Genomic DNA, 23,991 nt, shown 5'->3' with positions numbered 1-23,991 from the left:
TGCATGTCGGTAATGCAAAATCAAAAAACGGTATTGTTACTCGGTGGCAGTCGCGATCAGTTATTTCTGATTAAAACGGCCAATAAAATGGGGTTATACACAGTCGTTGTGGATGGCAATCCAGCGTCGGCAGGCTTTGATATTGCCGACGATTACAGCGTTGTCAGCACCATGGATCTCGATGCGCTAAAGGCCTTTGTCGATGAGTATCAAAGCCAGCAACGTAAAATTGATGCCGTATGTGTGATGGGCAGTGATATATCGCAATATGTGGCGCAACTGGCCGCCTATATTAACGTGCCACACATACCGATTGAAGCGGCAACGATTGCCACTAATAAGCTTAAAATGAAGCAATGCTTTGAACACCATGGCGTGGCAATTCCATGGTTTAGCTTATTGGCATCAGCTAAACATTTGGCTGATATCGTTGCACAAAGAGGCCTGCCACTCATCATCAAGCCGCTTGATCGCTCGGGGGCAAGAGGTGTATTTTTATTGACTGAAGCGTCAGATTTAAACGCTTTATACAATACGGCTAAAGCAGAGTCTTTTTGTGGCGAGGTGATGGTAGAAGAGTATTTAGCGGGGCCACAAATTAGTACTGAAACCATCATGTACCAAGGACGCGCTTATACTCCAGGATATGTCGATCGCAATTATGAGATGCTCAGTCGCTTTGCACCCAATATTATTGAGAACGGTGGTTGGCAGCCCAGTTTAATCCAAGGTGAACAGAGGCAAAAAGTCGAAACCTTGGTTGAACAAGCGGCACTGGCGTTAGGGGTGACCGATGGCGTGATCAAAGGCGATATCGTTTACACCGAATCGGGCCCTAAGGTTATTGAGGTTGCAACCCGTTTAAGTGGCGGTGACTTTTCAGAAAGCCTGGTGCCACTCGGTTTAGGTATTAACTACGTGGAGGCGGCGCTAAAAATAGCCCTCGGTGAGCAGCCAGAGCTCGAAAAGTTAACCCCTGTTATTGATACAGCAGTCGCCAATCGCTACTTTTTTCCAGCACCAGGCAAGGTTATTTCAATCTCTGGTATTGAGACGGTTCGTGCAAAGGATTTCGTTAAAAAGCTCGATATTTGGTATCAAGTGGGCGATATCGTGCCAGAGACCACGAGCCATGCAAGTCGATTCGGTGTGTTTATTGTCACGGCGGATAATCGACAACAGCTAGAGCAAAGAGTGAAGTGGGTATACGATACGCTTAACATTGAAACTAGCGTTTAATCAGTTTTGAGCTTGGCTGTCTCGTCTTAAAATAAAAGCCCTTTTAAATGTATTAAAAGGGCTTTTTTGTTTGTGTCGAATGATGGCTATTAATACTAAAACTATCCTTGAAAGCTTGCTCTAATCTTCTTAAAAGGTCGCAGGCCATCAACCGGATCGGCGCGCCACTCTCTATCTGAGGTTTCACAGGGTACAAACTGTTTAATCGGGTTACCATCAATGGCTTCAATCATCTTAGCACCATGGATCACTGGCGCTATTTGCTGAGGTAACCAGCAGTGACCCGCAGCGTATTCAGCGCCTTGCTCATCAAGGTCTAGGTGAAACTCAATCGTATCGGCCTGCCATTTATGAATCGCGCGGTTTAGCACAGCAGGCGACACCGTATGATCAGACCAGCCAACCTTAATCCCGTATCGTTCTCTAAAGCTTTGTAATACTGAAAGGTTACATTGATCTTCTGGCGTTGGATAAGCAGAGACGCAGTGCAGCAAGGTGATATCTTCTGCGCCGTGTTCCTTTAAGGTCGCGATAGCAGCGTCAATCTCTTCAATTGTCGCCATACCACTTGATATAACAATGGGGAGTTGAGTTTTGGCACACTCAATCAATAAGTCAGTCCACAGTAGTTCGTATGAGGCAATTTTAAAAAAGTGCACATAAGGTTCGAGCTCTTTCACAGCTTTAAGATAGAAAGGAGTGCAAGAGAACTGGATGTTAAAATGCTCGCAGGCCTCTCTAAGCGCAGGAATAAACTCAACAGGTAGCTCCCACTCTTTTCTGTCACGATGCATTGCGCTTTTCTCTAAAATTTCAGCAGAAAATAGCTGATCAATTTTAAAAAGTTGAAATTTGACGGCATCACAGCCAATCGCAGCAGAAGTTTCGATAAACTCGATACAGCGATCTAAGCTTTTATGGTGGTTGCTAGAGACTTCTGCAATAAATAGGGGGTGACTCATATTTTATACTTCCTATTTTCGAGGATGATTTTAGTGCTGCTTGCTTCAGTTAAAGTAAGCATATTGATTGCACTGGGATAATCGGCAGAGGATAGCACACTCTTTGATGTTCATTCTGGCCTTCGACTCCGTTATCCTAACGCATATCGTATTTAACGCTATCGGCAGGTTTTCGTGCAGTTTTAGTCGTTTTGGCAAAAAATATTGATGATAGGTGAGAGCACTGGTTAATGGCTCTGGTTAAAAGGCTCTGTTTTAATAAGCGCATAAGCAATATTGTGAGAAGCCAATTATTATGGAGAGTCAATTATTATGGAAGATAGTTGTTATGGAAGTGCGGAGGGTAGCAGTTATAGAGGAGCGTTGCGATAAAGTTGGCTATCGGTTTTTTTGGTAGTTAAAGTCCATCTTTTGGTTTAGTGCACTGAACTGTACGCTTAAATTGACTCTCCTTGTAAGGTTTTATCGTGCACACATAACTTTCCGTAATTGTGGCGCAATGTCAGGGAGAATGGGCTGCTTTGCCTATAATGAACAAAATGTGAGAACTGTGCTTAAAGTGAGCATTTATCTGCTTCGCAAATATCGACAATTAGTATAGTATGCGCCACCCAAAAAATTCACGGTAAACCCCCTTGCTGACAACGCAAACTAACGCGCTATACACCGACCTGTCTGGTTATTATGATTTGATGTGTGCCGATATTAACTATCAAGCACAAAGTGACTGCATTCGCCGTCTGCATCAATTATTCGGCAATAGAGGCGTCCGCCATCTCGACTTAGCCTGTGGTACAGGTCCCCATGTTCAATATTTTATTGAAAATGGATTTCAAAGTAGCGGCCTAGATATCAATCAGCCGATGCTCGATATTGCTAAGCTACGTTGCCCTGAAGCCGATTTTGTGTGTCATGACATGGCCAATTTCACGGTCGATGAGCCATTAGACTTGATCACCTGTTTTCTGTATTCCATCCACTACAGCGATGGTATTGAAAAACTGAAAGAGTGCATTAGCAGCGTACATCGCGCGTTAGCAACGGGCGGTATGTTTTGTTTTAACGCCGTAAAAAAGACCCGAATAGACAACAGCTCAGTGGTTAGCCATAGCGCAGCTCATGAAGACAGTCAGTTTGTGTTTAGCTCAGGTTGGTATTACTCGGGTGACGGTGAAAAACAGGCGCTTAAACTCAGCATTCAAAAAATAACCGGCGATATCACCCAGTCTTGGCAAGATGAACACCCTATGGTCGCGGTCGGATTTGCACAATTGCAGCAGTTACTGCAGCCTTACTTTGAAGTGCATATCCTTGAACATGACTACGACAGGCTGACGCCTTGGGATGGCATTTCAGGCAACGCTATTTTTGCCTGTGTGAAAATCTAGTCATCGCGATAATATTCGCCGCGCAGTATTATTTGAGCAAACTTAAATGAAAAATGATCCTGCGCGTAAAGCAGAACGTGAATAGATAAAGTGCATGCTCAAAGTCCCATCGTAAACAACCTACTTAGCTTAAGCTTGTTTAATCTAGCGAAATTTTATTTTAGATACTGAAACGTTTAAGACGGTGGTGCTTATTGAATAGCATATACAAAGGAGTGTATATGGTCTCCCCACAGGGACTCGAACCCCGATCGATCGCTTAGGAGGCGACTGCTCTATCCTGTTGAGCTATAGGGAGACGATGCTGATTATACTGGTTTTACACTAGATGAAAAGAGCTGATGAAAAGTCTTTAAATTTAGTTGCTTAATAAATGTTCTGCGGCTGAGCATTTTGCAGGCTAATCCCATTTATTTAGTGATTAACCTGCAATTTACGCCAGTAATGTTAGCCAGTCATTTTAGTGCAGTCCTGTCGTTCAGTTAGTGCAGGCTTAAGCCTGCTCCAGTTATAGCTTTATCGCCAAGTCATTAATTTGAATATTGAGCGATGCGGCGATGCCATCTAATACCGCTGTAGCACTTTCTTCTGTCACTTGATCTATGGTGATGGTCGCTTTACTTTTTCCTGCCACCGCGCGCATGTTATCGAGTCTATCGGGCATATTTTGCTGCAATACTAGTTGAAGCGTGTCACCGACTCGAATGCCGTGGCGTCTGCCTAGGTTGAGGATAATCCTATCGGCCTGTTTAGATACCACCTGACCGAGTAGTGGGCGGCAATTTAAGCTGTTATCTAAATCATTGCTAACTTGAGCCAAAATTTGATCAATTACCTGGCCGTAGTCAGAACTCCAGAAACTGGTGCTATTAGAGTTAACCGTTTGCTGGCGCTTAAACTCCCATTCTGCCGCTTGGCTGTATTGTTGACTCCAGACTTTCTCGCCGCTAATACCATGAAAGAGCGATACTCGAATTTGAAAATTACGCATGGGGTCGTTGTCCCACAGCCCAAGGGTACTGGTGAAATCTTCAGTTGATATATCGATGATCTCTGGCAGCAGAATATATTGGCTGTCTGTTATCTCACTCAACCAGCTAGGTAAGCGATAGCCACGCACATCAATTAAAGCTTGGTCTATGTCTAAACGCTCATTGGCATGGGTCAGTGGAAAGCTACTGTTAGAGTGTTGCTCTAGCGTGAAGGCTAAACGCTCTGACAGGTTTTGCTCGAACAGACCAATATTGCCGACTCTAAGCTGGGTTCTGTCTTTGATTAATGCCTGGGGGATTAAAATGGCCGCTTTAAGCTGGCTACTTTGGCAAGTGTCGTTGAGCGGTTCAATGATATCGATACGAACATTGACGGTGATTTCATTGTTTTCAATACGCTCACTGATAAGTTCAACATTTTGGCTTTGCGCCTGATGTGCCATGGCAAAAGTGTCATTGATTAATTGGCCGTTACTGACGGTTTGTTGGCTACTAAAGCGTGCACCGGACTGTAACGTGGCATAACTTACGGCTTGGTGAATGGCGTTTTCTCTTGCTTGAGTGACGTTGTTATCGGTAATTTTTGCTTGGCCACTGGCAGTGATCCACTTGGCTTGTGCTGGCAACGTGACAACGGATGACATTAAGCACACGAGTGCTGTGATTGAATATAGCGCTGGTTTCATCTTACCTGTCCAGTTTTCGAGAAATTGATGGCATGGTTATTGTGCATAGTTACTCTGCATATTTGTTTGACATAGCTTTTTGCATAGCTTTGTGCCGGATAACTGACAAACCTGCCTTTTAGCAATGAGTTAAGCAATTAACGTGCCTGTATCGGCAGATTTGTGGCTATCCTTTAGCAGGAGTACTCGATGATTTTTTATTAACAGCTGTGTAGAAGAGGACACTGAGCTAGGTCTGAGAAGTTTAGGGCCAAAATAGATAAAGTTTTGGGCTGCTTTGCCGATATGAATTTAATAGCATTTATGCGTACGGATAAGGTCGGAACGATTACTGCAACTCGTTGTAGTGATTAACGTCTGATAGGAAGTTTAAACATGTATAAGCCCATTATTTTTCTATCTTTACTGCTGACTATCGGCTGTGCAAGCACCGAGGGCGATAATCCCGCTGAGCAGCAGATGGCTAACGGTTATGGTTTGCCGCATACCGCTGCGATAAATCATTTGTCTCAACAGATGGCCAATGAACTGGTTCGGCAAAACGACAGCTTGCGCCCAAATCAGCCATTGCTGGTGGCAACCCCGGTATTGGTATCAGATATGACATCGACCAATGCGCTTGCTTTGCAATATCAACAAGGTTTGATTGCGGCGTTACATGATCATCAGTTCAATTTAGTTGATATTAATGTCAGTGATGCCCTTAAGGTCACTGCTGATGGTGAGTTTATTATGAGTCGTGATTGGCAGCAATTGTCCTCAGACTTACCGGTTGAGAATGTGGTGGTTTCGACGATGAGTTTATCGACCCAAGGGGTGGCAATTAATAGCCGAATCGTCAATGTGACTAATAACCGTGTGGTATCGGCGGCGCAAGGTTTTGTTAATGCCGCTGCGATGCCTGGTTATATTCGCGTTTCAGAAAAGGTAGTGTCAGAAAATGGGTTACTTTATCGCAATAACCAAGGCGGGCTGCAATCGGTGAAAATAGTAGGGGATAAATAGATGAAAGCCGTTATTTTATGTGCCGCGTTAACCCTTTGTGCATGCTCGGCACAAGACCGCTATGTGCAGTATGAAACAGAGGCGCCACGCTCTTTTCCCAAGTTGAGCGCAATCGGTTATGCACCGCTGGACACTCAACCTGCAGCTGAACATTCTCAGCGTGTATTAATGGCAATGCAAGCCTCGAAAATTGCGGCGTATCGCGAACTTGCAGAGCAGGTTTATGGTCAACAATTGAGTGCAAGTAGCCAGATGAGTGACTGGATGTTATCTAGTGATGAAATTCAAGCGTCTGTATCGGGCGTTATTCGTGGTGCTAAAATAGTAAAAAGTTATCCTGCTGGTGAGCATTATGTGACGGAACTAGAGTTAGATTTTGAGCAAGTATGGGCACTATATCAGCAGCAACACCGCTCGCAACGAGTGAAAGAAATTACGTATTTTTAAGGGGCAGGGCGTTCGCAGGCTCACTTCGAGGACGCTTCGCTTCTAGGTCCTAGGAAAAGCGCAAGAAAAGTCAAAAGCTTGCATTGGTTTTATTTATGCAATTGCTTTGATCTTTATGCTTTGCTAGAACCTAGAACCTAGAACCTAGAACCTAGAACCTAGAACCTTCTTTTTTCGTAGGTCGGCATTAATGCCGTCGTTTTTCTTTTCCTTAAGCGAAGCGCTCCGTAGTGACCTTCAATTAAATTAAACAGTCACGTGCCGTAAGGCCGAAGGCCGTTCGTCTTCGCGTTTCCCGTCTTAGCTTTAACCTAGTACCTGCCTTTCCTCGTACCTTCTTTATAAAGTAGGTCGGCCTTTATGCCGTCAGTTTTGAAGTGATACGTAAGCTTTGATGGGCTAAAGCCGAAGCTACAGCTCAAGCTACAGCTCAAGCTACAATTGCGATGATACGTTATGTTAGTTGTTACGGTGGGCTCTGTAATGTCTAGGCTCTTTGCTTTTGTGTAAGCGAAGCGTTCTGTAGTGACCTTCAATTAAATTAAACAGTCATGTTGCCGTAAGGCCGAAGGCCGTTCGTCTTCGCGTTTCCTGTCTTAGCTTTAACCTAGGATCTAGAAGTCGCAACGCGACGCTCTCGAAGTGACATTCAATTGAGACAAAGTCACGTCCTCGCAGCGAAGCGTCCTTCATTTAAAACCGTTAAGCTTTTAAATTATTTCCAAGCGTTGAAATACTAGAGGTTTTTCCTTTGCCATCGTAAGTTAGGCTCGACGCATTTCGGCTTACCTGTAGCGCTTGTGAGAATCGATTTAAGCTGGCTAAACTTAATTCAATCAGTGACTCATTTTCAGCATTGAGTTGTTGGCACTCGGCTAATAAGACTTTGGTGTCGGTCACTTGTGTAGATAATGTAGGATCGGTTTTTAATAAGGCTAGATCAGGCTGAACGGCAATCATCTCATCATTTTGTTTAAGGCTAGCCAATAGGTTTGCCTTAGTGCTGGCTAACGACAACAAAACATCGGCTTGCTGAGCATGCAAGGCTTGTTTTTCTTGGCTAATAACCGCGTTTAGCTCAGTCAACACTTGGTGTTGTGAGCTAAGGAGTTGAGATAAATTTGTCATAATGGCCTTGTTAATTTTCGCTCTATTGAGTTCGCTGCTTTGACCCGTTATGTCCTACTTTGCACATAAGCTAGCACATAGCGCTTACTTTAAATCTTTAAGATTATTTTCAAAGTTTGCGATGTTACTTGCAAGCTTATCTGGATCGATTTTGTAACGCCCTTCGGCAATTGCGGCTTTAATTTCGTCTACTTTCTTTTGGTCTATTTCTGGCATGTCAGCCATCTTAGTTTGTACATTTTGGATCTGTTGAGCCTGTGCGGTAATCGACACCGAGTCGCCTTTCTGTGCGGCGGGAGTGGGTGTTGTTGGCGCAGTTTGTGCTGATGTTGCTTTGGTACTCGCACCCGTACTAATTCGCGTATTGGCGTGAGGGTTTACTTGTTTAATATCAATAGCCATTTTGAAATCCAACAGTTAAAAAAGAGTTTCTTACCCATGCTATCGGCAGCATCACTGGTTACTTTAGGACTTTTTACATTCTTCTATTCGTACATTCTTACATTCTTACTTCGACTTGGCCAACGCCAGTGACGCGAGCATCGAGTTTTTTATGGGAGTGGCTATTTTTTATGCGAACTTTATCACCCACGTTGCCATCATGCAGTGCTTCACCAACGGTTTTAATTTCAAAATTGTCAGAGCGCGCATATATCGACACGCTATCGCCTTTACACACAATACAGAGTTGGTTGGCAAAAATGGGGTGCCCCGGTGCGACACGTCGTTTTAATCTCGCCCCTATCACTTCGGAGATACTTTCAAACTGTTGGCCCCGCAAAGTGGTTTGCTCAATATATTCGAGTGCAATATCGTCTCTAGATAACAGATCACCCGGCCCCATGGTCGATTTTGCGACTACAACAGGGTACAGGATCTCCACTCTTACCGATAAGAACATCTGCCATGGATAACTTAAATCTGGACTGTTGCAGCTAATTTTAACTGTATTGTTACGGCGGATAGCACGATCGCTGGCGATTTCGGCGGTGATGGGTAAGTAGCAGTTGGGTAAGTTGACACGCGTATCTAGGCTCTGAGGGCTGATATTAATCTTTGCCTTATCAGGCGCTTCAATTTTTTCTTCAATAGCCGCTATAGCTAATTGAGAAATGGTCGATACAGATGGAATACTGGCAGCTGTAGTGGCAGTTGCCGCCATTGGGGTCAAAAGTACAACTAAAATGATGCAAAAGTAGATTTTCATAATGAATGCAGTGGCTTGATTCGCTAATATGCGACAATATTGTGTTATGTGCTGAACTGCAGTCATCTTTATCCTTTTGGATTGGTTGGCGTCATTAGTTTGACTGAAAAGGCCGTACTCGCTTGGATAGCTCCAAGTAAGCAATTAATGTGCCTAAAAGTGATGGTTGTGTGAAATATGGCGTGAAACCTTGTGTGAAATACACCGAGTGTAGCCAAATTATAACGACTATTTACACACACTAATTAAATTGAAATAGATATCGCCTACATGAGTAGGTACAAGGCAAAAAATGTATGTCGAATATTCTCGAATCAGTCAATAAACGGACTCAATTGGTTGGACAAAACCGCCTAGAATTATTGTTATTTAAGCTAAATGGACGTCAACGATTTGGTATTAATGTTTTTAAAGTCAAAGAGGTGTTGCAGTGTCCACCTTTAACAAACTTACCAAAATTGAACTCCAAGGTGCGCGGCGTTGCTCATGTTCGCGGTATGATGATTTCGGTGATTGACTTGAGTGCGGCAACCGGTGGTCGTCCAATCGAGAATATTGAAAACAGCTTCATTATTATCTCAGAATATAACCGCAGTGTGCAGGGCTTCTTGGTCAGTTCAGTTGAGCGAATTATTAATATGAACTGGGAAGCCATTATGCCGCCACCACAAGGGGCGGGCAAATCCTCTTATCTGACCGCGGTGACTGAAATTGAAAACGAATTAGTTGAGATTTTAGATGTTGAGAGAATTCTTGATGAAATTTCACCCGTTAACACTAACACCAGTAAAGAGCTGGATGATGCCTTAACGATTGACCGTGATAAGCATTACCACATTATGGTGATTGATGACTCATCGGTCGCTCGTAAGCAAATTATTCGCGCGCTCACTTCGCTCGATTTACAAATAGATACAGCCAAAGACGGTAGAGAAGCGTTGAATAAACTGCGGGCGATATCGGCAGAGCTTGATGACGTATCAACTGAGATCCCATTGATTATTTCTGACATTGAAATGCCAGAGATGGATGGTTATACCTTAACCGCCGAAATTCGTGATGATCCTAAGCTAAGAAACATTAAAGTGGTATTACACACTTCATTAAGCGGTGTGTTTAATCAGGCGATGGTGCAAAAGGTGGGGGCTAACGATTTTATCGCTAAGTTTAACCCTGATGAGTTAGCCGCAGCGGTAAACAAGCATTTAAGCCTGTAGTTGCCATTAGTTGCCGTTATTTAGTATCAGCATAAACCATAGCTTGCTTGTGTTTGTGTTGATGCTAAGGTATAAACCTGCGTTCGTTTTTACCCGTGGTCGATGTTGATTGACCACTGTGGTTTGTTTTACTGAATTAGGATATTAGAGTGGCGAATAAATCTCTTGCTGAGAATGAGTACAATCAATTTAGATTATTCTTAGAACAGCACAGCGGTATTGTGTTGGGAGAAAATAAGCAGTATCTGGTGCGTAGCCGACTAGCACCTCTTATGGGCAAATATAATTTGCCATCCTTATCAGACGTGGTTAAGCATTCGATGAAACCGACTGAGCGCCAATTGCGCACTGAAGTTATCGATGCTATGACGACAAATGAAACCTTATGGTTTCGCGACCGTTATCCTTTCGAGTTATTGTCGAGTACGATTTTACCCACATTTAGTCGTTTAGGCCGACCGGTAAAAATCTGGTCTGCAGCCTGTTCTTCAGGTCAAGAGCCGTATTCGTTAGCCATGACAATATTAGAGCATCAACAGCGCAAGCCTGGCAGCTTACCCGCCAGTGCAAGTATTCTGGCAACAGATTTGTCACCCTCTATGCTTGAGCGCTGTAAAAATGCGCAATACGATAATCTTGCCTTAGGTCGTGGTTTGTCTGATGAACGCAAACGTCAGTTTTTTGATGCTTTGCCCTCAGGCAACATGGTTGTTAAAGACAACGTTAAGCGCTTAGTCAATTTTCGCGCCCATAACCTGCTAGAAAGTTATACCTTACTAGGCAAGTTCGATATTATTTTTTGCCGTAATGTGTTGATCTATTTTTCACCAGAGGCAAAGCGGAAAATCCTACGGCAATTTGCTGCCGCGTTAAATCCTAACGGCATACTGTTTCTAGGCGCGTCCGAGTCTATAGCGGGTCTGTCTGATGAATTTGATATGGTGCGTTGTAACCCTGGGATCTACTATCAAAAACGAGGCTAATGCTTTGTTTGCTCGACTCTGCTCCTACTAACGCGTCTTTGTGACGCGTTTTTTATCTCTAGCATTCGATGTTGAATGTGTCTCCTAGCTAATCTTTCAAGTATCTCTCTAATTTGGCACAACTATTGCTTTGTTCTAACTATCGAGCTGAGGAGGCAATTTTATGGCGATTAGTTTTGACAAAGCATTAGGGGTTCATCAATACACTTTGGGCGTTCGCTCCCAGCGTGCAGAGATCCTGTCTTCAAATATTGCAAATGCTGATACGCCAAATTATAAAGCCCGTGATATCGATTTTTCTAAAGCGATGGGGGCGGCTCAATCTCAGCAATCGGGTTTAGCTATGGCTAAAAACGATACTAAACACTTCGATATGGCGGCATTAACTCAGCAACATGTGGGCTACCGGGTGCCAAATCAGCCTGATACGGGTGACGGTAACACGGTTGATATTCAGCAAGAGCAGTCTTCTTTTATGCAAAACGCACTGGAATATCAAATGTCACTGGGTTTTCTTGACAGTAAGTTCGCCGGTATGAAAAAAGCACTTAGAGGCAGTTAATCATGAGCTTATTTAATATTTTTAACGTTGCAGGTTCTGGTATGTCGGCCCAATCGGTCAGACTTAACACCACGGCGAGTAATATTGCCAATGCTGATTCTGTATCAAGCAGTGTGGGTGAAACCTACCGTGCGCGTCATCCTATCTTTGAAGCTGAAATGAGTAAGGCGCAGCAGCATCAAAGTGCAGCGCAGTCAGTTGCCGTTAAAGGGATTGTTGAAAGTGATATGCCACTGAATAAAGAGTTTTCGCCAGGTCACCCTATGGCGGACACCGATGGCTTTATCTACAAGCCTAATGTGAATGTAATGGAGGAGATGGCTAACATGATTTCAGCCTCTCGCTCTTATCAAATGAACGTACAAGTCACTGAAGCAGCAAAATCGATGCTTCAGCAGACATTAAAAATGGGCAAATAAACTCAGTGAAAGCTGGAGGTAAATTTTGAGCCTTATTAATCCGCTCACCGCAACACAGCCGGCTGCTAGCCAGCCACAACAGGCTAATGCTATTTCGCCACAAACAGCGCAGGCTGCGGCTCAGAGTACGGCTGCATCGGCGACTAACACTGAGCAGACATCAACGGGTAACCCGTTTCTTGATGGCTTACGTTTGCCTGAAGAAAGCGCTATTCCTGAACCCAATAGCCAGGAGTTAACCCAAGAGGATTTCTTCTCGCTATTGAGTCAACAGCTGTCGATGCAAGATCCCTTTAAGCCTGTTGAAAATGATCAGATGATCCAGCAGATGGCGTCTTTCTCAACGGTAGACGGGATCAGCAAACTGAACGAAGAGATTGTTAATCTAAATGCGTTAACCAGCTCAAGTCAGGCGTTACAGGCCTCAGGCCTTGTTGGCCAAAAGGTACTTATCCCGTCGGATACAGCGCATATCTCTGCTGAAGATCCGAACATGAAAGGCATCATCAGTACGCCGGAACCTGTCGAATCAATCATCGTCCGTATCGAAGATGAAAAAGGTCAGCTAATCACTACCTACAATGTCGATGGCAGTGCGGGTGGCAATATCGATGTCAGTTGGGATGGTTTAGATAAGAACGGCCAGCCCGTAGCTGATGGTAACTATACCTTCAAAGCCAGCGGTAAAGTTAACGGCACAAGCGAAGAGCTACCGGTATCGACTTACGCACATGTTACTAGCGTTTCACTTGGCACAGCAGCGACAGGCGCTATCTTAAACTTACGTGGCGTTGGCGGAATTAAGATCAGTGATGTGTTAGCTGTATCTGAAACCTAATAGCTAGAAACTCATTTTGCGAGATGTTGCGGCTTAAGGTAAAGCGCCAATGTCTCGAAACCGAATTAAACAAGGATTGAGGTGAATCATGTCATTTAACATTGCACTGAGCGGTATTTCGTCAGCCCAAAAAGATCTAAATACAACGGCAAACAATATTGCAAACGTTAACACCACTGGCTTTAAGGAATCTCGCGCAGAATTTGCCGATGTTTACGCGAACTCTATTTTTTCCAACAGTAAAACTGCAGTGGGTGGTGGTGTCACAACGAGTCAAGTTGCTCAGCAATTCCATCAGGGCAGTATGGCATTCACTAATAACTCGCTTGATATGGCGATTAACGGCGGTGGCTTCTTTGTGACCTCATCTGAAGCGGGATCACAAGATCATTCATTTACCCGTGCAGGCGCTTTCAAGTTTGACTCTAATAACTATATCGTTGACTCAGCAGGTAACTTCTTACAGACCTTCCCTGTAGATAAAGATGGTAACTCGACGTCGGTGAGTTTAACCACCACTAAACCGGTACAGATCCCTGATACCGCAGGTAGTCCGGTTAAGACTGATAACGTCGGCATTCAGATGAACCTAAATGCGGGCGAGGCGACACTCGATCCAGCAGCGTTCGATCCAGACGACCCAGATACATTTAATAACTCAACCTCAGTGACCATGTATGATTCACTGGGTGAGCCACACATTTTAACCTCATACTTTGTACGTCCTCCTAATGCCGCTCACACCGGTGAGAGTAACTGGGTAGCGTTTTATGCAGTCGACGGCAAACCTGTCGATTTAGATCCTGCCGCGGGTGAGTATAAGACTGATACCAACGGTGACGGTACGGCTGATGGCACTGCTAATGCTGAAAACGCAGGGGGTTGGAAAGGCGCGGCTATTTCATTTAACGATACTGGCGCATATACCGGCAGCAACCCAGCAGTTATTAAAACAGAAGCCTTAGGTGTTGGTGGTGCAGATGTATTAGGCGCTGGCGCTGATGGTAGCCAGACCTTAACGCTAAACTTTAATAACCCAACTCAGTATGCATCGCCATTTGAGGTGACAGAGTTAACTCAAGATGGTACTACGGTAGGGCGTTTAACTAACGTTGAAGTAGGCGCTGACGGCCTAATTAACGCCAGTTACAGCAATGGTTCAACAGTACCACTTGCACGTGTTGCCTTAGTGAGCTTTGCTAACGAGCAAGGGCTAACGCAAGCGGGTAATACCTCTTGGAAGGCGAGTTTAGACTCAGGCCCGGCACTTGCCGGAGAGGCAAACAGTGGTACTTTTGGTAGTGTTCGTTCATCGGCACTTGAACAGTCAAACGTAGACTTGACGACCGAACTCGTTGATTTGATCTCTGCTCAGCGTAACTTCCAGGCCAACTCAAGAACGCTTGAAGTGAACAACACGCTACAACAGACAGTTCTGCAAATCCGCTAAGCTTTAAAAAGCTAAGAAGGTGCTCGCAGGCTCACTGCGAGGTCCCTTCTTGGCTTTAGGACCGAGGAAAAGCACAAGAGCCGAACGCTTCGCTCACGGAAGACGGAACGTTCGCAGGCTCACTCACAGAATGGTATAAGCTAAGAAGTTACTAGGGCGTTCGCAGGCTCACTTCGAGGACGCTTCGCTTCTAGGTCATAGGAAAAGCGCAAGAAAAGTCAAAAGCTTGCATTGGTTTTATTTATGCAATTGCTTTGATCTTTATGCTTTCCTAGAACCTAGAACCTAGAACCTAGAACCTTCTTTTTTCGTAGGTCGGCATTTATGCCGTCAGTTTAATCTTTTAAGCTTTTCCGTAAGCGAAGCGTTCCGTAGTGACCTTCAATTCAATCAAACAGTCACGTGCCGTCATGCCGCAGGCCGTTCGTCTTTGCATGCCTGTCTCAGCTTTTCTCATCTTAGCTTTAACCTAGAAGGAGTGTAGCGACGCTCTCGCAGTGGCATTCAATTAAAGTCAATAGTCACGTCCTAGCAGCGTAGCGTCCTTCTTTGTATATCTTGGCACGATGTTTGCTATTAATTTCGTTAGACGGAAGTTTGACGGAGTGTAAAGTGGACAAATTGCTCTATGTCGCGATGAGCGGCGCAAAACAGAATATGAATTCGTTGGCGGTCAGTGCCAACAATTTAGCAAACGCAAATACAGATGGCTTTAAAGCCTCTCTTGCTCAAGCTCGCTCTATGCAGGCTTTTGGCGAAGGTCTACCTACGCGCGTGTTCTCGATGACAGAAAGTCCGTCAGCTAATTTTTCTAGCGGTCCAATAAAAACCACTGGGCGTGATTTAGACATTGCCGTCAAAGGTGATGGCTGGATTGCTGTGCAAGCTGAAAATGGCGGTGAAGCGTATACCCGTTCAGGCAGCTTGCGTTTCGATAACTCTGGTGTGCTGCGTAATGATAGAGGCACGGCAGTGATGGGCGACAATGGCCCGATTGTATTGCCGCTACCCATTGAAAAGGTCGAAATCTCCCAAGATGGCATTGTATCTGTTCGTCCGTCGGGTGCCACAGCCGAGGTGATTGAAGAGGTTGCTCGCATCAAGTTGGTCAACCCGGGTAATCAAAATTTAATGCGCGGTGAAGACGGCTTGTTCCGTTTAATGTCGGGTGAGAATGCGCAGGCCGATCCAAGCGTCGGTCTGCTAAGCGGCGCAGTGGAAGGCAGTAACGTTAATGCCGTCCATGAGATGGTATCTATGATTGACCTACAGCGTCAGTTTGAGATGCAAGTGAAAATGATGAAAACAGCAGAAGAGAACGATCGCGCGTCCTCTTCCTTAATGCGCATAAGCTAGGAGAGACACTATGCATCCCGCTTTATGGATAAGTAAGACTGGTTTAGACGCTCAACAAACCGATATTTCAGTTATTTCTAATAACGTGGCTAACGCCAGTACCGTCGGGTTTAAAAAGAGCCGTGCTGTATTTGAAGACTTGCTGTACCAAAACGTCAGTCAAGCTGGCGGCATTAGCGCATCGAATACTAAATTGCCCAATGGTTTGAGTATTGGCGCCGGTACTAAAGTGGTCGCAACTCAAGAGATGTTTACTCAGGGCAACATGTTGACCACTGATAACTCGCTCGACTTGATGATTGAAGGCCCAGGTTTTTTTGAAGTGCAGATGCCAGATGGCACCGCAGCTTATACCCGCAATGGTCAGTTTAGTTTAGATGAAACAGGCCAAATCGTAACGCCGGGTTCAGGTTATGTGATCCAGCCTGCTATCACCATTCCAGAAGGCGCCACTAGCATTACCGTCTCGGCAGAAGGCGAAGTCTCTGTTAAGACGCCAGGTAATGCCGAAAACCAAGTGGTAGGTCAATTAGCCATATCCGATTTTATTAATCCGTCGGGACTCGACCCAATGGGACAAAACCTGTACGTAGAAACTGGGGCAAGTGGCACACCTATTCAAGGTACGGCTTCACTCGATGGTATGGGCGCAATCCGTCAGGGGGCGCTTGAAACCTCAAACGTGAACGTGACCGAAGAGCTGGTAAACCTGATTGAAAGTCAGCGTATTTATGAGATGAACTCAAAGGTGATCTCTGCGGTTGACCAGATGTTGTCTTACGTTAACCAGAATCTTTAAGATATTTTAAGAGGCTTTGACTATGAAGCGTTTGTGGGCTGTTTTCTTTATGGCGGCTTTATCGGCTTGTAATTCGACCAATGGCAAGCCAATTGCTGATGATCCTTATTACGCGCCAGTTTATCCTGAAGCGCCGCCAACCAAAATCGCTGCAACCGGCTCTATGTATCAAGATAGTCAGGCATCGAGCCTTTACTCTGATATTAAAGCGTTAAAAGTGGGTGACATCATTACCGTGTTATTGATGGAGCAGACTCAGGCTAAAAAGAGCGCCAATAACGAGATCTCTAAAGGCACAGATCTGTCGCTTGACCCCATTTATGCTGGCGGCGGCAATGTGACCATTGGCGGCAATCCCATCGATTTACGCTACAAAGACAGCATGAATACCAAGCGCGAATCTGACGCAGACCAAAGCAACAGCTTATCTGGCAGTATTTCAGCTAACGTGATGCAGGTGCTTAATAACGGTAACCTGGTTATTCGTGGTGAAAAGTGGATAAGCATCAATAACGGTGACGAGTTTGTTCGCATTACCGGTATTGTTCGCGCGCAAGATATTCGACCTGACAATACGATTGACTCACAACGCGTGGCTAATGCTCGTATTCAGTACAGCGGAACGGGTACGTTCGCCGAAGTACAAAAAGTGGGGTGGTTAGCCTCGTTCTTTATGGGCAGCTGGTGGCCGTTTTAGGCTCTATATTGGCGCCTATTGCTAAGGATTTAGGATGATGAAATTAAAATTAGCATTGCTATGTGTCATGTTGGTATTGACGGCTCCCGTTCATGCCCAGCGTATCAAAGACATTGCAAACGTACAGGGTGTGCGTAGTAACCAGTTAATCGGCTACGGTTTAGTGGTGGGTTTACCGGGTACGGGGGAAAAGACCCGTTATACCGAGCAAACCTTTAAAACCATGTTGAAGAATTTTGGCATTAACTTGCCTGATAACTTTAGACCCAAGATTAAAAACATCGCGGTTGTTGCCGTCAGTGCTGACATGCCGCCGTTTATCAAGCCGGGTCAAACCCTAGATGTTACGGTTTCAAGTTTAGGTGAGGCAAAGAGTTTACGTGGTGGCATGTTACTGCAAACCTTCTTAAGAGGGGTTGACGGTAATGTGTATGCCATTGCTCAAGGCAGCATGGTTGTCAGTGGTTTTAGCGCCGAAGGGATGGATGGCTCTAAAGTTGTTCAAAACACACCAACAGTTGGACGTATACCCAATGGCGCGATTATTGAGCGTACTGTAGCAACGCCATTTTCTACCGGCGATCATTTAACCTTTAACTTGCGCCGTGCGGACTTCTCAACTGCAAAACGTTTAGCCGATGCGATTAACGATCTGTTAGGCCCTGGCATGGCAAGGCCACTTGACGCAGCATCAGTGCAAGTCAGTGCACCACGAGATGTATCACAGCGGGTATCTTTTTTGGCAACGCTTGAGAATATTGAAGTTGAGCCCGCCGCAGAATCAGCCAAGGTGATTGTTAACTCTCGCACCGGTACGATTGTCGTGGGTCAAAACGTCAAATTATTGCCAGCGGCGGTGACTCATGGTGGTTTAACAGTGACGATTGCTGAAGCAACTCAGGTTTCACAGCCAAATCCCTTTGGAAATGGACAAACGGTTGTCACCACCGACAGTACCGTTGATGTGGCTGAAGAAGACAGCCGCATGTTTATGTTTAATCCGGGAACCACGCTAGATGAGCTCGTTAGAGCGGTTAATTTAGTGGGAGCAGCTCCGTCAGATGTGCTTGCGATACTCGAAGCGTTAAAGATGGCAGGCGCTTTGCATGGTGAATTGATAATAATCTAAATATTGTCAGTTTTATTGGAATGGTGTCATGGAAAAGCTGTCGAACGCATCGCAATTTCTGGATCTTGGAGGCCTAGACTCATTAAGATCTAGAGCCCAAAAAGATGAAACCAGTGCGTTAAAGGAAGTCGCCCAGCAATTTGAAGGGATCTTCGTGCAAATGCTGATGCAAAGCATGCGTGATGCTAATGCTGTGTTTGAATCCGATAGCCCAATGAACAGCCAATACACCAAGTTTTATGAGCAGATGCACGATCAGCAAATGTCGCTCAATCTTTCTGGTGAGGGCATGCTCGGCTTAGCCGATTTAATGGTGCAGCAACTGGATCCCGCTAATAGCCCTATGACACCTGCATCTGTATTGCGTGGTGATATCAATGGTGGCTCTAAAGCGGCAGCGCTGACAATGGATAAGCCCGACATGTTACAAATGCCAAACTCTCGGGTTTCGGGGCTTGATAGTTCGGTGACTCAAATGTCACCGTTTGCAGTAATGACTCCCGCTTCATTAAGCCAAACTATGCAGAGCTCTAGTTTACAGAGCTCTAATTTAAAAAGCCCAACCATACACAGTCAAGCAACGCCAGCACCACACGCATTAACCAGTAGCGCCCAGACTCAAACATTAGATTCAGTATTGAGTGGCAAAGTGTTGCCGTCAGCGGCAGTCAATAGTGATAAGTCTCAAGCCAACTTTACCAGCCAAGATGAATTTGTTGCCCGTTTATATCCCCATGCACAAAAAGCCGCTGAGGCATTGGGCACTACGCCAGAAGTATTGATTGCTCAGTCAGCGCTAGAAACAGGTTGGGGGCAGAAAATGGTTAAAGGTCATCAAGGGCAGCAAAGCAATAATCTGTTTAACATTAAGGCTGACAACCGCTGGCAAGGCGATAAAGCCTCCGTTAGTACTCTGGAGTACGAGCAGGGCATCGCCGTTAAGCAGCAGGCGAATTTTAGGGTGTATGACGATATAGGCCAAAGCTTTAATGATTTTGTGTCGTTTGTATCTAATGGCGAGCGCTATCAAGACGCCATGAAACAAGCGGCAAACCCACAAGCGTTTATTCGTTCTTTACAAGACGCTGGGTACGCCACCGATCCTAAATATGCCGACAAGGTTATTCAGGTGATGAAAACCATTACTCGAGACTTTAACGATGTCTTGCAAGGGGTTAAGCAATGAAGAAAAGACTTGTTCAATCTCTTGAAGTCGGGAGCCAGTACTCATGTCTTTAGATTTAATGAATATTGCTCGTACAGGTGTACTGGCTTCGCAGTCGCAACTGGCTATTACCAGTAATAACATCGCCAATGCCAATACTGCAGGCTACAACCGTCAGGTAGTGTCACAGTCGACACTGGATTCACAGCGTGTGGGCAATGATTTTTATGGCGCAGGCACTTATGTGTCAGACGTTAAGCGTGTCTACAACGATTATGCGGCGCGCGAGCTTCGCATTGGCTCTACTGCGGTCAGTGAATCACAAACCACCTTTAGCAAGATGAGTGAGCTTGACCAACTGTTTTCGCAAATAGGCAAAGCGGTACCGCAAGGGCTAAATGATTTCTTCGCGAGCATGAATGCCTTGGCCGATATCCCTGGTGATATGGGTCTGCGTGGTTCGTTGTTAACCAGTGCTAATCAGTTAGCTAATAGTGTTAATCAGATGCAAGGTCATCTTGATGGGCAAATGACCCAAACCAACGACCAGATCTCTGCCGTGACCGACCGGATCAATGAGATCAGTAATGAACTGGGCAGTATCAACCGTGAGCTGATGAAGTCTCAAGGTCAAGATATGCAGTTATTAGACAAGCAAGATGCGTTGATCCTTGAGCTCAGTGAGTATGCCTCTGTCAACGTAGTACCACTAGAGTCTGGAGCCAAGAGCATTATGCTCGGCGGTTCGATGATGTTGGTCTCGGGAGAAATGTCGATGCAAATGGGAACCGCCCAAGGCGACCCTTACCCAAATGAGCTGCAAATTACGGCGCAATCGGGTAGCAAGAGCATGATTATTGATGCGAGCAAACTCGGTGGTCAGTTAGGCGCCCTAGTTAATTATCGCGATGAAACATTAATTCCATCGCAAATGGAGCTGGGTCAATTTGCTTTAGGAGTGAGCGATGCGTTTAACCAAGCCCAGGCTCAAGGGTTTGACTTAAATGGCCAAGTGGGTGGCAATATCTTTACTGATATTAACGACCCATCTATGCAACTCGGTCGCGTTGGCGCACTTTCAAGCAATACCGGTAATGCAAATTTAAGCGTTAATATTGATGATGTTGGCAGCCTAAGCGGCAGTAGCTATGAGCTTAAGTTCACCGCACCTTCAAGCTATGAATTAAAAGATGCCGCCAGCGGCAATATTACGCCGCTCACACTCAATGGCACCAAGCTTGAGGGCGCGAACGGCTTTAGTATCAATATCGATGTAGGGGCATTGGCTTCGGGGGACACCTTTGAGATCCGCCCAACATCGAGTGCTGCAGTGTCCTTATCGGTTGAAATGACCGATCCCAAAGGTATTGCCGCCGCAGGTTCAAAGATTACCGCCGATGCGGCCAATACCGGCAACAGTCAAGTGAGCGTGATCAGCATTGATGATAGAAGTGCGGCAAACTTTCCTGTAACGGGCTCTGAATTAACATTTGAAATTGACCCATCAGCCGTACCACCAAGCTTTGAAGTGTTTGATGTTAATGGTACATCACTTGGCGCGGCAGCGGCGTATACGCCACCGACAATCAGTGCTCATGGTTTTACTTTTGAGATTGATTCTACCGCATCGAGTACCGAGAAGTTTAGCTTTGATTTGTCATTTGCCGAAGGTGACAACAGCAATATGGTCAACATGGCTAAGCTCAGCGAGGCCAAGTTGATGAATGGTGGTAAAACCACGCTAACCGATGTGTTTGAGAACACAACCTTAGATGTAGGTAGTAAAACCAAGTCAGCTGAAATGTCTATGGGCTCATCTGAAGCGATTTATAACCAGGCTTACACTCGAATCCAAAGTGTATCAGGGGTAAACCTTGATGAAGAAGCGGCCAATCTCATGCGTTTTCAGCAGTCGTATCAAGCATCGGCACGGATCATGACCACCGCCAATGAGATATTTAACACACTATTTAGCTCATTGCGCTAGCACTGAACGCTTAAATATTTGAGACAGGATTAGGAAATCAGATTATGCGAATTTCAACTGCGCAAATGTTTCATCAAAACATAAATAGTGTGACCCAAAAGCAGTCGCAAACAAGCCAAATCATCGAGCAGTTATCGACAGGGAAGCGAGTGAACACTGCTGGTGACGATCCCGTGGCTTCTGTGGGGATCGGAAATCTAAATCAACAAAATGCAGTGGTCGATCAGTTTCTGAAAAATATTGATTACGCTAAAAACCGCTTGTCAGTGTCAGAGAGCAAGCTTGGCAGTGCAGCAACAATTACCAGTAGTGTAAGAGAGCAAGTCCTTAGGGCGGTGAACGGCACCTTGACCGATTCCGATCGGCAAACTGTTGCCGATGAGATACGCGGCAGCTTAGAAGAACTCATGTCAATTGCTAATAGCAAAGACGAGTCAGGTAATTACCTGTTCAGTGGATTTAATACTGATAGTCAACCTTTTGAGTTTGATGCCAGTGGTAGTGTGGTTTATCACGGTGATAGTGGGGTGCGTGACAGTATTGTTGCGTCTGGCGCGACGATTGGGGCCAATATTCCTGGTGATACTGCTTTTATGAATGCAGCGAATGGGTTAGGCGACTACAGCGTCAATTATTTGGCCACGCAAACTGGTGAGTTTAGTGTTGAAAGCGCAAAAGTGACAGATCCCGCAACCCATGTGCCAGATACCTATACATTCAACATGGTGGGGAATGATTTAGAAGTCAGAGATTCGACAAATGCCGTTGTAACCACGGTTACCGCATTTGACCCCAACACACCAGTATCGTTTAACGGCATCGAAGTTAAACTTGATGGTAAGCCGGCGCCAGGGGACTCATTTACCATGGAACACGCACCAGAGGTGAGTTTGCTCGATACCATCAATAGCGCAATTGCACTGATTGAAGATCCAAATAAAGTGAATACACCTGCAGGGCAATCAGAGTTGGCACAAATGTTGAATAATATCGACAGTGGTATGAATCAATTAGATGTTGCACGAGGCGTAGCGGGTAATAGCTTAAAAAGCTTAGACAGTTATGCAGCAACCCATGAAGAAGAGAAAATTGTAAATAACTCGGCTTTATCGATGTTAGAAGATTTAGATTACGCCGAGGCGATAACGCAACTAGAGCAGCAACAGCAGGCTTTGAATGCGGCATCAAGTGTATTTACTAAGGTTGGCACTGTATCACTGTTTGATTATATCTAACCGTGTATGCCAGCTGGATAATAAGAATTCAAATTAACCGAAATTAGCCAAGCCTAAAGTCTTGGCGGTAACTTTAGATAAGGGAAATCATAATGGCTATTACCGTTAATACCAACGTTACATCTATGAAAGCGCAGAAGAACCTTAATACTTCAAGCCAAGGGCTTTCTACATCAATGGAGCGTTTATCAAGTGGTCTTCGCATTAACAGTGCTAAAGATGATGCTGCTGGTTTAGCGATTTCTAACCGCTTGAACTCGCAGGTTCGTGGTCTTGAAGTCGGCATGCGTAACGCTAACGATGCAATTTCTATTGCACAAATTTCCGAAGGCGCGATGCAAGAGCAGACAAACATGCTGCAGCGTATGCGTGACTTGGCAATTCAATCTGAGAACGGTGCAAACAGTGCCGATGACTTAACAGCCATCAAAGAAGAGATGGATCAGCTAGTAACTGAAATTACAGCCATTGGTGACAGTACCGCTTTTGGTAATACAAAGCTGCTTGCGGGTGAGTTCTCTGCGGGTAAGAAGTTCCAAGTTGGTCACCAAGATGGTGAAGACGTAACGGTAACGGTTAAGACAACTAACGCGACAACGCTTTCTGTCGCGGCACTTAACGTGACAACATCTGCAGGCCGTGACGTGGCAATTGGCCAACTTGACGCGGCAATCAAAAACATTGATACCCAACGTGCGGAACTTGGTGCGGTGCAAAACCGTCTTTCACACAATATTAGTAACAGTGCTAATACTCAGGCTAACGTAGCCGACGCTAAGAGCCGAATTGTTGACGTTGACTTTGCCAAAGAAACTGCAGAGATGACTAAAAACCAAGTACTACAGCAAACGGGCAGTGCTATGCTTGCTCAAGCGAATCAGTTACCACAAGTGGCATTATCATTACTGGGCTAATTTAACGTCGGTTATGCTTAACCCTAATTAACTGGGTAATTGCGCATTAAAGATCCATATTGACTGTTTGCACAGTGAATATGGATTTTCTTTTTGTAGCTAAAAGTCGACGCTTGTATCGTTCTTACTTTGCTGTATTTATTGGTTTTTTTAAATTAAATTATTTTTTTCAAAAAAAGCACTAAA

23 protein-coding genes and 1 tRNA gene are annotated in these 23,991 nt (G+C 45.1%); 18 read left to right on the top strand and 6 right to left on the bottom strand.

All coding sequences use genetic code 11. The features are described from left to right. Window positions 1-3 precede the first annotated feature (3 nt). Window positions 4-1,239 (top strand): ATP-grasp domain-containing protein, encoded by a 1,236-nt coding sequence (locus ACVBIU_RS12645; RefSeq protein ID WP_447163915.1) that lies wholly within the window; start codon window positions 4-6, stop codon window positions 1,237-1,239. A 101-nt stretch (window positions 1,240-1,340) separates the two neighbouring features. Here ACVBIU_RS12645 and ACVBIU_RS12640 read toward each other — a convergent pair whose 3' ends face one another. Beyond that, window positions 1,341-2,201 carry an N-acetylneuraminate synthase family protein gene (locus tag ACVBIU_RS12640; protein ID WP_447161440.1) on the bottom strand — a complete coding sequence of 287 codons (861 nt, stop codon included), beginning with the start codon at window positions 2,199-2,201 and terminating at the stop codon, window positions 1,341-1,343. 635 nt (window positions 2,202-2,836) lie between these two features. Here ACVBIU_RS12640 and ACVBIU_RS12635 point away from each other — a divergent pair. Beyond that, window positions 2,837-3,589 (top strand): class I SAM-dependent DNA methyltransferase, encoded by a 753-nt coding sequence (locus ACVBIU_RS12635; RefSeq protein WP_447161439.1) that lies wholly within the window; start codon window positions 2,837-2,839, stop codon window positions 3,587-3,589. Window positions 3,590-3,811: 222 nt separating this feature from the next. Here the strand turns inward: ACVBIU_RS12635 and ACVBIU_RS12630 are convergent. Together ACVBIU_RS12630 and ACVBIU_RS12625 are read right to left on the bottom strand one after the other, a co-directional pair. Beyond that, window positions 3,812-3,887: transfer RNA gene (locus tag ACVBIU_RS12630), tRNA-Arg, on the bottom strand. 210 nt (window positions 3,888-4,097) lie between these two features. Then, a complete protein-coding gene (locus tag ACVBIU_RS12625) occupies window positions 4,098-5,267 on the bottom strand; it encodes a flagellar assembly protein FlgT (RefSeq protein ID WP_447163916.1) in 1,170 nt (389 codons plus the stop codon). 375 nt (window positions 5,268-5,642) lie between these two features. On the opposite strand from ACVBIU_RS12625, the gene ACVBIU_RS12620 reads away from it, so the two are divergent. After that, window positions 5,643-6,272: a FlgO family outer membrane protein gene (locus ACVBIU_RS12620; protein ID WP_447163917.1), complete on the top strand. Its 630-nt coding sequence runs from the start codon at window positions 5,643-5,645 to the stop codon at window positions 6,270-6,272. Beyond that, window positions 6,273-6,719, top strand: a complete 447-nt coding sequence (locus ACVBIU_RS12615) for an LPP20 family lipoprotein (RefSeq protein WP_447161436.1) — start codon at window positions 6,273-6,275, stop codon at window positions 6,717-6,719. A 702-nt stretch (window positions 6,720-7,421) separates the two neighbouring features. Here the strand turns inward: ACVBIU_RS12615 and ACVBIU_RS12610 are convergent. The 3 genes from ACVBIU_RS12610 to flgA all read right to left on the bottom strand — a co-directional run bounded on the left by ACVBIU_RS12610 (window position 7,422) and on the right by flgA (window position 9,054). Further along, complete coding sequence (locus ACVBIU_RS12610) at window positions 7,422-7,847, bottom strand: flagella synthesis protein FlgN (RefSeq protein WP_447161435.1); 426 nt, start codon at window positions 7,845-7,847, stop codon at window positions 7,422-7,424. An 84-nt stretch (window positions 7,848-7,931) separates the two neighbouring features. After that, complete coding sequence (gene flgM, locus ACVBIU_RS12605) at window positions 7,932-8,249, bottom strand: flagellar biosynthesis anti-sigma factor FlgM (RefSeq protein WP_447163918.1); 318 nt, start codon at window positions 8,247-8,249, stop codon at window positions 7,932-7,934. A 97-nt stretch (window positions 8,250-8,346) separates the two neighbouring features. Beyond that, a complete protein-coding gene (gene flgA, locus ACVBIU_RS12600) occupies window positions 8,347-9,054 on the bottom strand; it encodes a flagellar basal body P-ring formation chaperone FlgA (RefSeq protein WP_447161433.1) in 708 nt (235 codons plus the stop codon). A 296-nt stretch (window positions 9,055-9,350) separates the two neighbouring features. On the opposite strand from flgA, the gene ACVBIU_RS12595 reads away from it, so the two are divergent. The 14 genes from ACVBIU_RS12595 (at window position 9,351) to ACVBIU_RS12530 (ending at window position 23,805) form a co-directional block, all read left to right on the top strand. Beyond that, on the top strand, window positions 9,351-10,271 hold the full coding sequence (locus tag ACVBIU_RS12595; RefSeq protein WP_447161432.1) for a chemotaxis protein CheV: 921 nt from the start codon (window positions 9,351-9,353) through the stop codon (window positions 10,269-10,271). A 143-nt stretch (window positions 10,272-10,414) separates the two neighbouring features. After that, entirely contained in the window at window positions 10,415-11,254 is an 840-nt protein-coding gene (locus ACVBIU_RS12590; RefSeq protein WP_447161467.1) for a CheR family methyltransferase, read from the top strand. A 163-nt stretch (window positions 11,255-11,417) separates the two neighbouring features. Further along, window positions 11,418-11,816 carry a flagellar basal body rod protein FlgB gene (gene flgB, locus ACVBIU_RS12585; protein WP_447163919.1) on the top strand — a complete coding sequence of 133 codons (399 nt, stop codon included), beginning with the start codon at window positions 11,418-11,420 and terminating at the stop codon, window positions 11,814-11,816. A gap of 2 nt (window positions 11,817-11,818) precedes the next feature. Next, window positions 11,819-12,235 carry a flagellar basal body rod protein FlgC gene (gene flgC, locus ACVBIU_RS12580; protein ID WP_447161430.1) on the top strand — a complete coding sequence of 139 codons (417 nt, stop codon included), beginning with the start codon at window positions 11,819-11,821 and terminating at the stop codon, window positions 12,233-12,235. Between the two features lie 25 nt (window positions 12,236-12,260). After that, window positions 12,261-13,073, top strand: a complete 813-nt coding sequence (gene flgD, locus ACVBIU_RS12575) for a flagellar hook assembly protein FlgD (RefSeq protein ID WP_447161429.1) — start codon at window positions 12,261-12,263, stop codon at window positions 13,071-13,073. Window positions 13,074-13,161: 88 nt separating this feature from the next. After that, window positions 13,162-14,523, top strand: coding sequence for a flagellar hook protein FlgE (gene flgE, locus ACVBIU_RS12570; protein ID WP_447161428.1), 1,362 nt, complete (start codon window positions 13,162-13,164; stop codon window positions 14,521-14,523). A gap of 612 nt (window positions 14,524-15,135) precedes the next feature. Then, the gene (gene flgF, locus ACVBIU_RS12565; protein ID WP_447161427.1) at window positions 15,136-15,879 is read left to right on the top strand and encodes a flagellar basal-body rod protein FlgF; all 744 of its coding nucleotides are present in this window, start codon (window positions 15,136-15,138) and stop codon (window positions 15,877-15,879) included. Window positions 15,880-15,889: 10 nt separating this feature from the next. Then, window positions 15,890-16,678 (top strand): flagellar basal-body rod protein FlgG, encoded by a 789-nt coding sequence (gene flgG, locus ACVBIU_RS12560; protein WP_447161426.1) that lies wholly within the window; start codon window positions 15,890-15,892, stop codon window positions 16,676-16,678. A 22-nt stretch (window positions 16,679-16,700) separates the two neighbouring features. After that, window positions 16,701-17,375, top strand: coding sequence for a flagellar basal body L-ring protein FlgH (gene flgH / locus ACVBIU_RS12555; protein WP_447163920.1), 675 nt, complete (start codon window positions 16,701-16,703; stop codon window positions 17,373-17,375). A 37-nt stretch (window positions 17,376-17,412) separates the two neighbouring features. After that, a complete protein-coding gene (locus ACVBIU_RS12550) occupies window positions 17,413-18,504 on the top strand; it encodes a flagellar basal body P-ring protein FlgI (RefSeq protein WP_447161466.1) in 1,092 nt (363 codons plus the stop codon). A 28-nt stretch (window positions 18,505-18,532) separates the two neighbouring features. Beyond that, window positions 18,533-19,690: a flagellar assembly peptidoglycan hydrolase FlgJ gene (gene flgJ / locus ACVBIU_RS12545; protein ID WP_447163921.1), complete on the top strand. Its 1,158-nt coding sequence runs from the start codon at window positions 18,533-18,535 to the stop codon at window positions 19,688-19,690. Window positions 19,691-19,733: 43 nt separating this feature from the next. Beyond that, window positions 19,734-21,656: a flagellar hook-associated protein FlgK gene (gene flgK / locus ACVBIU_RS12540; RefSeq protein WP_447163922.1), complete on the top strand. Its 1,923-nt coding sequence runs from the start codon at window positions 19,734-19,736 to the stop codon at window positions 21,654-21,656. Window positions 21,657-21,700: 44 nt separating this feature from the next. Beyond that, window positions 21,701-22,891, top strand: coding sequence for a flagellar hook-associated protein FlgL (gene flgL, locus ACVBIU_RS12535; RefSeq protein ID WP_447161422.1), 1,191 nt, complete (start codon window positions 21,701-21,703; stop codon window positions 22,889-22,891). Between the two features lie 92 nt (window positions 22,892-22,983). Further along, a complete protein-coding gene (locus tag ACVBIU_RS12530) occupies window positions 22,984-23,805 on the top strand; it encodes a flagellin N-terminal helical domain-containing protein (protein ID WP_447161421.1) in 822 nt (273 codons plus the stop codon). Window positions 23,806-23,991 lie beyond the last annotated feature (186 nt).

The organism is Shewanella sp. 30m-14 (genome assembly GCF_052977125.1).
The sequence above is the reverse complement of the archived record's forward strand: the minus strand, read 5'-3'. Positions and strand labels throughout refer to the sequence as shown.

Coding starts and splice junctions, on each gene's coding strand:
- ACVBIU_RS12620 (WP_447163917.1), top strand. CDS start 5,643: ATGTATAAGCCCATTATTTTTCTATCTTTACTGCTGACTATCGGCTGT.
- ACVBIU_RS12595 (WP_447161432.1), top strand. CDS start 9,351: ATGTCGAATATTCTCGAATCAGTCAATAAACGGACTCAATTGGTTGGA.
- flgM (WP_447163918.1), bottom strand. CDS start 8,249: ATGGCTATTGATATTAAACAAGTAAACCCTCACGCCAATACGCGAATT.
- ACVBIU_RS12640 (WP_447161440.1), bottom strand. CDS start 2,201: ATGAGTCACCCCCTATTTATTGCAGAAGTCTCTAGCAACCACCATAAA.
- flgB (WP_447163919.1), top strand. CDS start 11,418: ATGGCGATTAGTTTTGACAAAGCATTAGGGGTTCATCAATACACTTTG.
- ACVBIU_RS12645 (WP_447163915.1), top strand. CDS start 4: ATGTCGGTAATGCAAAATCAAAAAACGGTATTGTTACTCGGTGGCAGT.
- flgE (WP_447161428.1), top strand. CDS start 13,162: ATGTCATTTAACATTGCACTGAGCGGTATTTCGTCAGCCCAAAAAGAT.
- flgK (WP_447163922.1), top strand. CDS start 19,734: ATGTCTTTAGATTTAATGAATATTGCTCGTACAGGTGTACTGGCTTCG.
- ACVBIU_RS12625 (WP_447163916.1), bottom strand. CDS start 5,267: ATGAAACCAGCGCTATATTCAATCACAGCACTCGTGTGCTTAATGTCA.
- flgA (WP_447161433.1), bottom strand. CDS start 9,054: ATGAAAATCTACTTTTGCATCATTTTAGTTGTACTTTTGACCCCAATG.
- flgL (WP_447161422.1), top strand. CDS start 21,701: ATGCGAATTTCAACTGCGCAAATGTTTCATCAAAACATAAATAGTGTG.
- ACVBIU_RS12615 (WP_447161436.1), top strand. CDS start 6,273: ATGAAAGCCGTTATTTTATGTGCCGCGTTAACCCTTTGTGCATGCTCG.
- flgG (WP_447161426.1), top strand. CDS start 15,890: ATGCATCCCGCTTTATGGATAAGTAAGACTGGTTTAGACGCTCAACAA.
- ACVBIU_RS12610 (WP_447161435.1), bottom strand. CDS start 7,847: ATGACAAATTTATCTCAACTCCTTAGCTCACAACACCAAGTGTTGACT.
- flgJ (WP_447163921.1), top strand. CDS start 18,533: ATGGAAAAGCTGTCGAACGCATCGCAATTTCTGGATCTTGGAGGCCTA.
- flgC (WP_447161430.1), top strand. CDS start 11,819: ATGAGCTTATTTAATATTTTTAACGTTGCAGGTTCTGGTATGTCGGCC.
- ACVBIU_RS12550 (WP_447161466.1), top strand. CDS start 17,413: ATGAAATTAAAATTAGCATTGCTATGTGTCATGTTGGTATTGACGGCT.
- flgH (WP_447163920.1), top strand. CDS start 16,701: ATGAAGCGTTTGTGGGCTGTTTTCTTTATGGCGGCTTTATCGGCTTGT.
- ACVBIU_RS12530 (WP_447161421.1), top strand. CDS start 22,984: ATGGCTATTACCGTTAATACCAACGTTACATCTATGAAAGCGCAGAAG.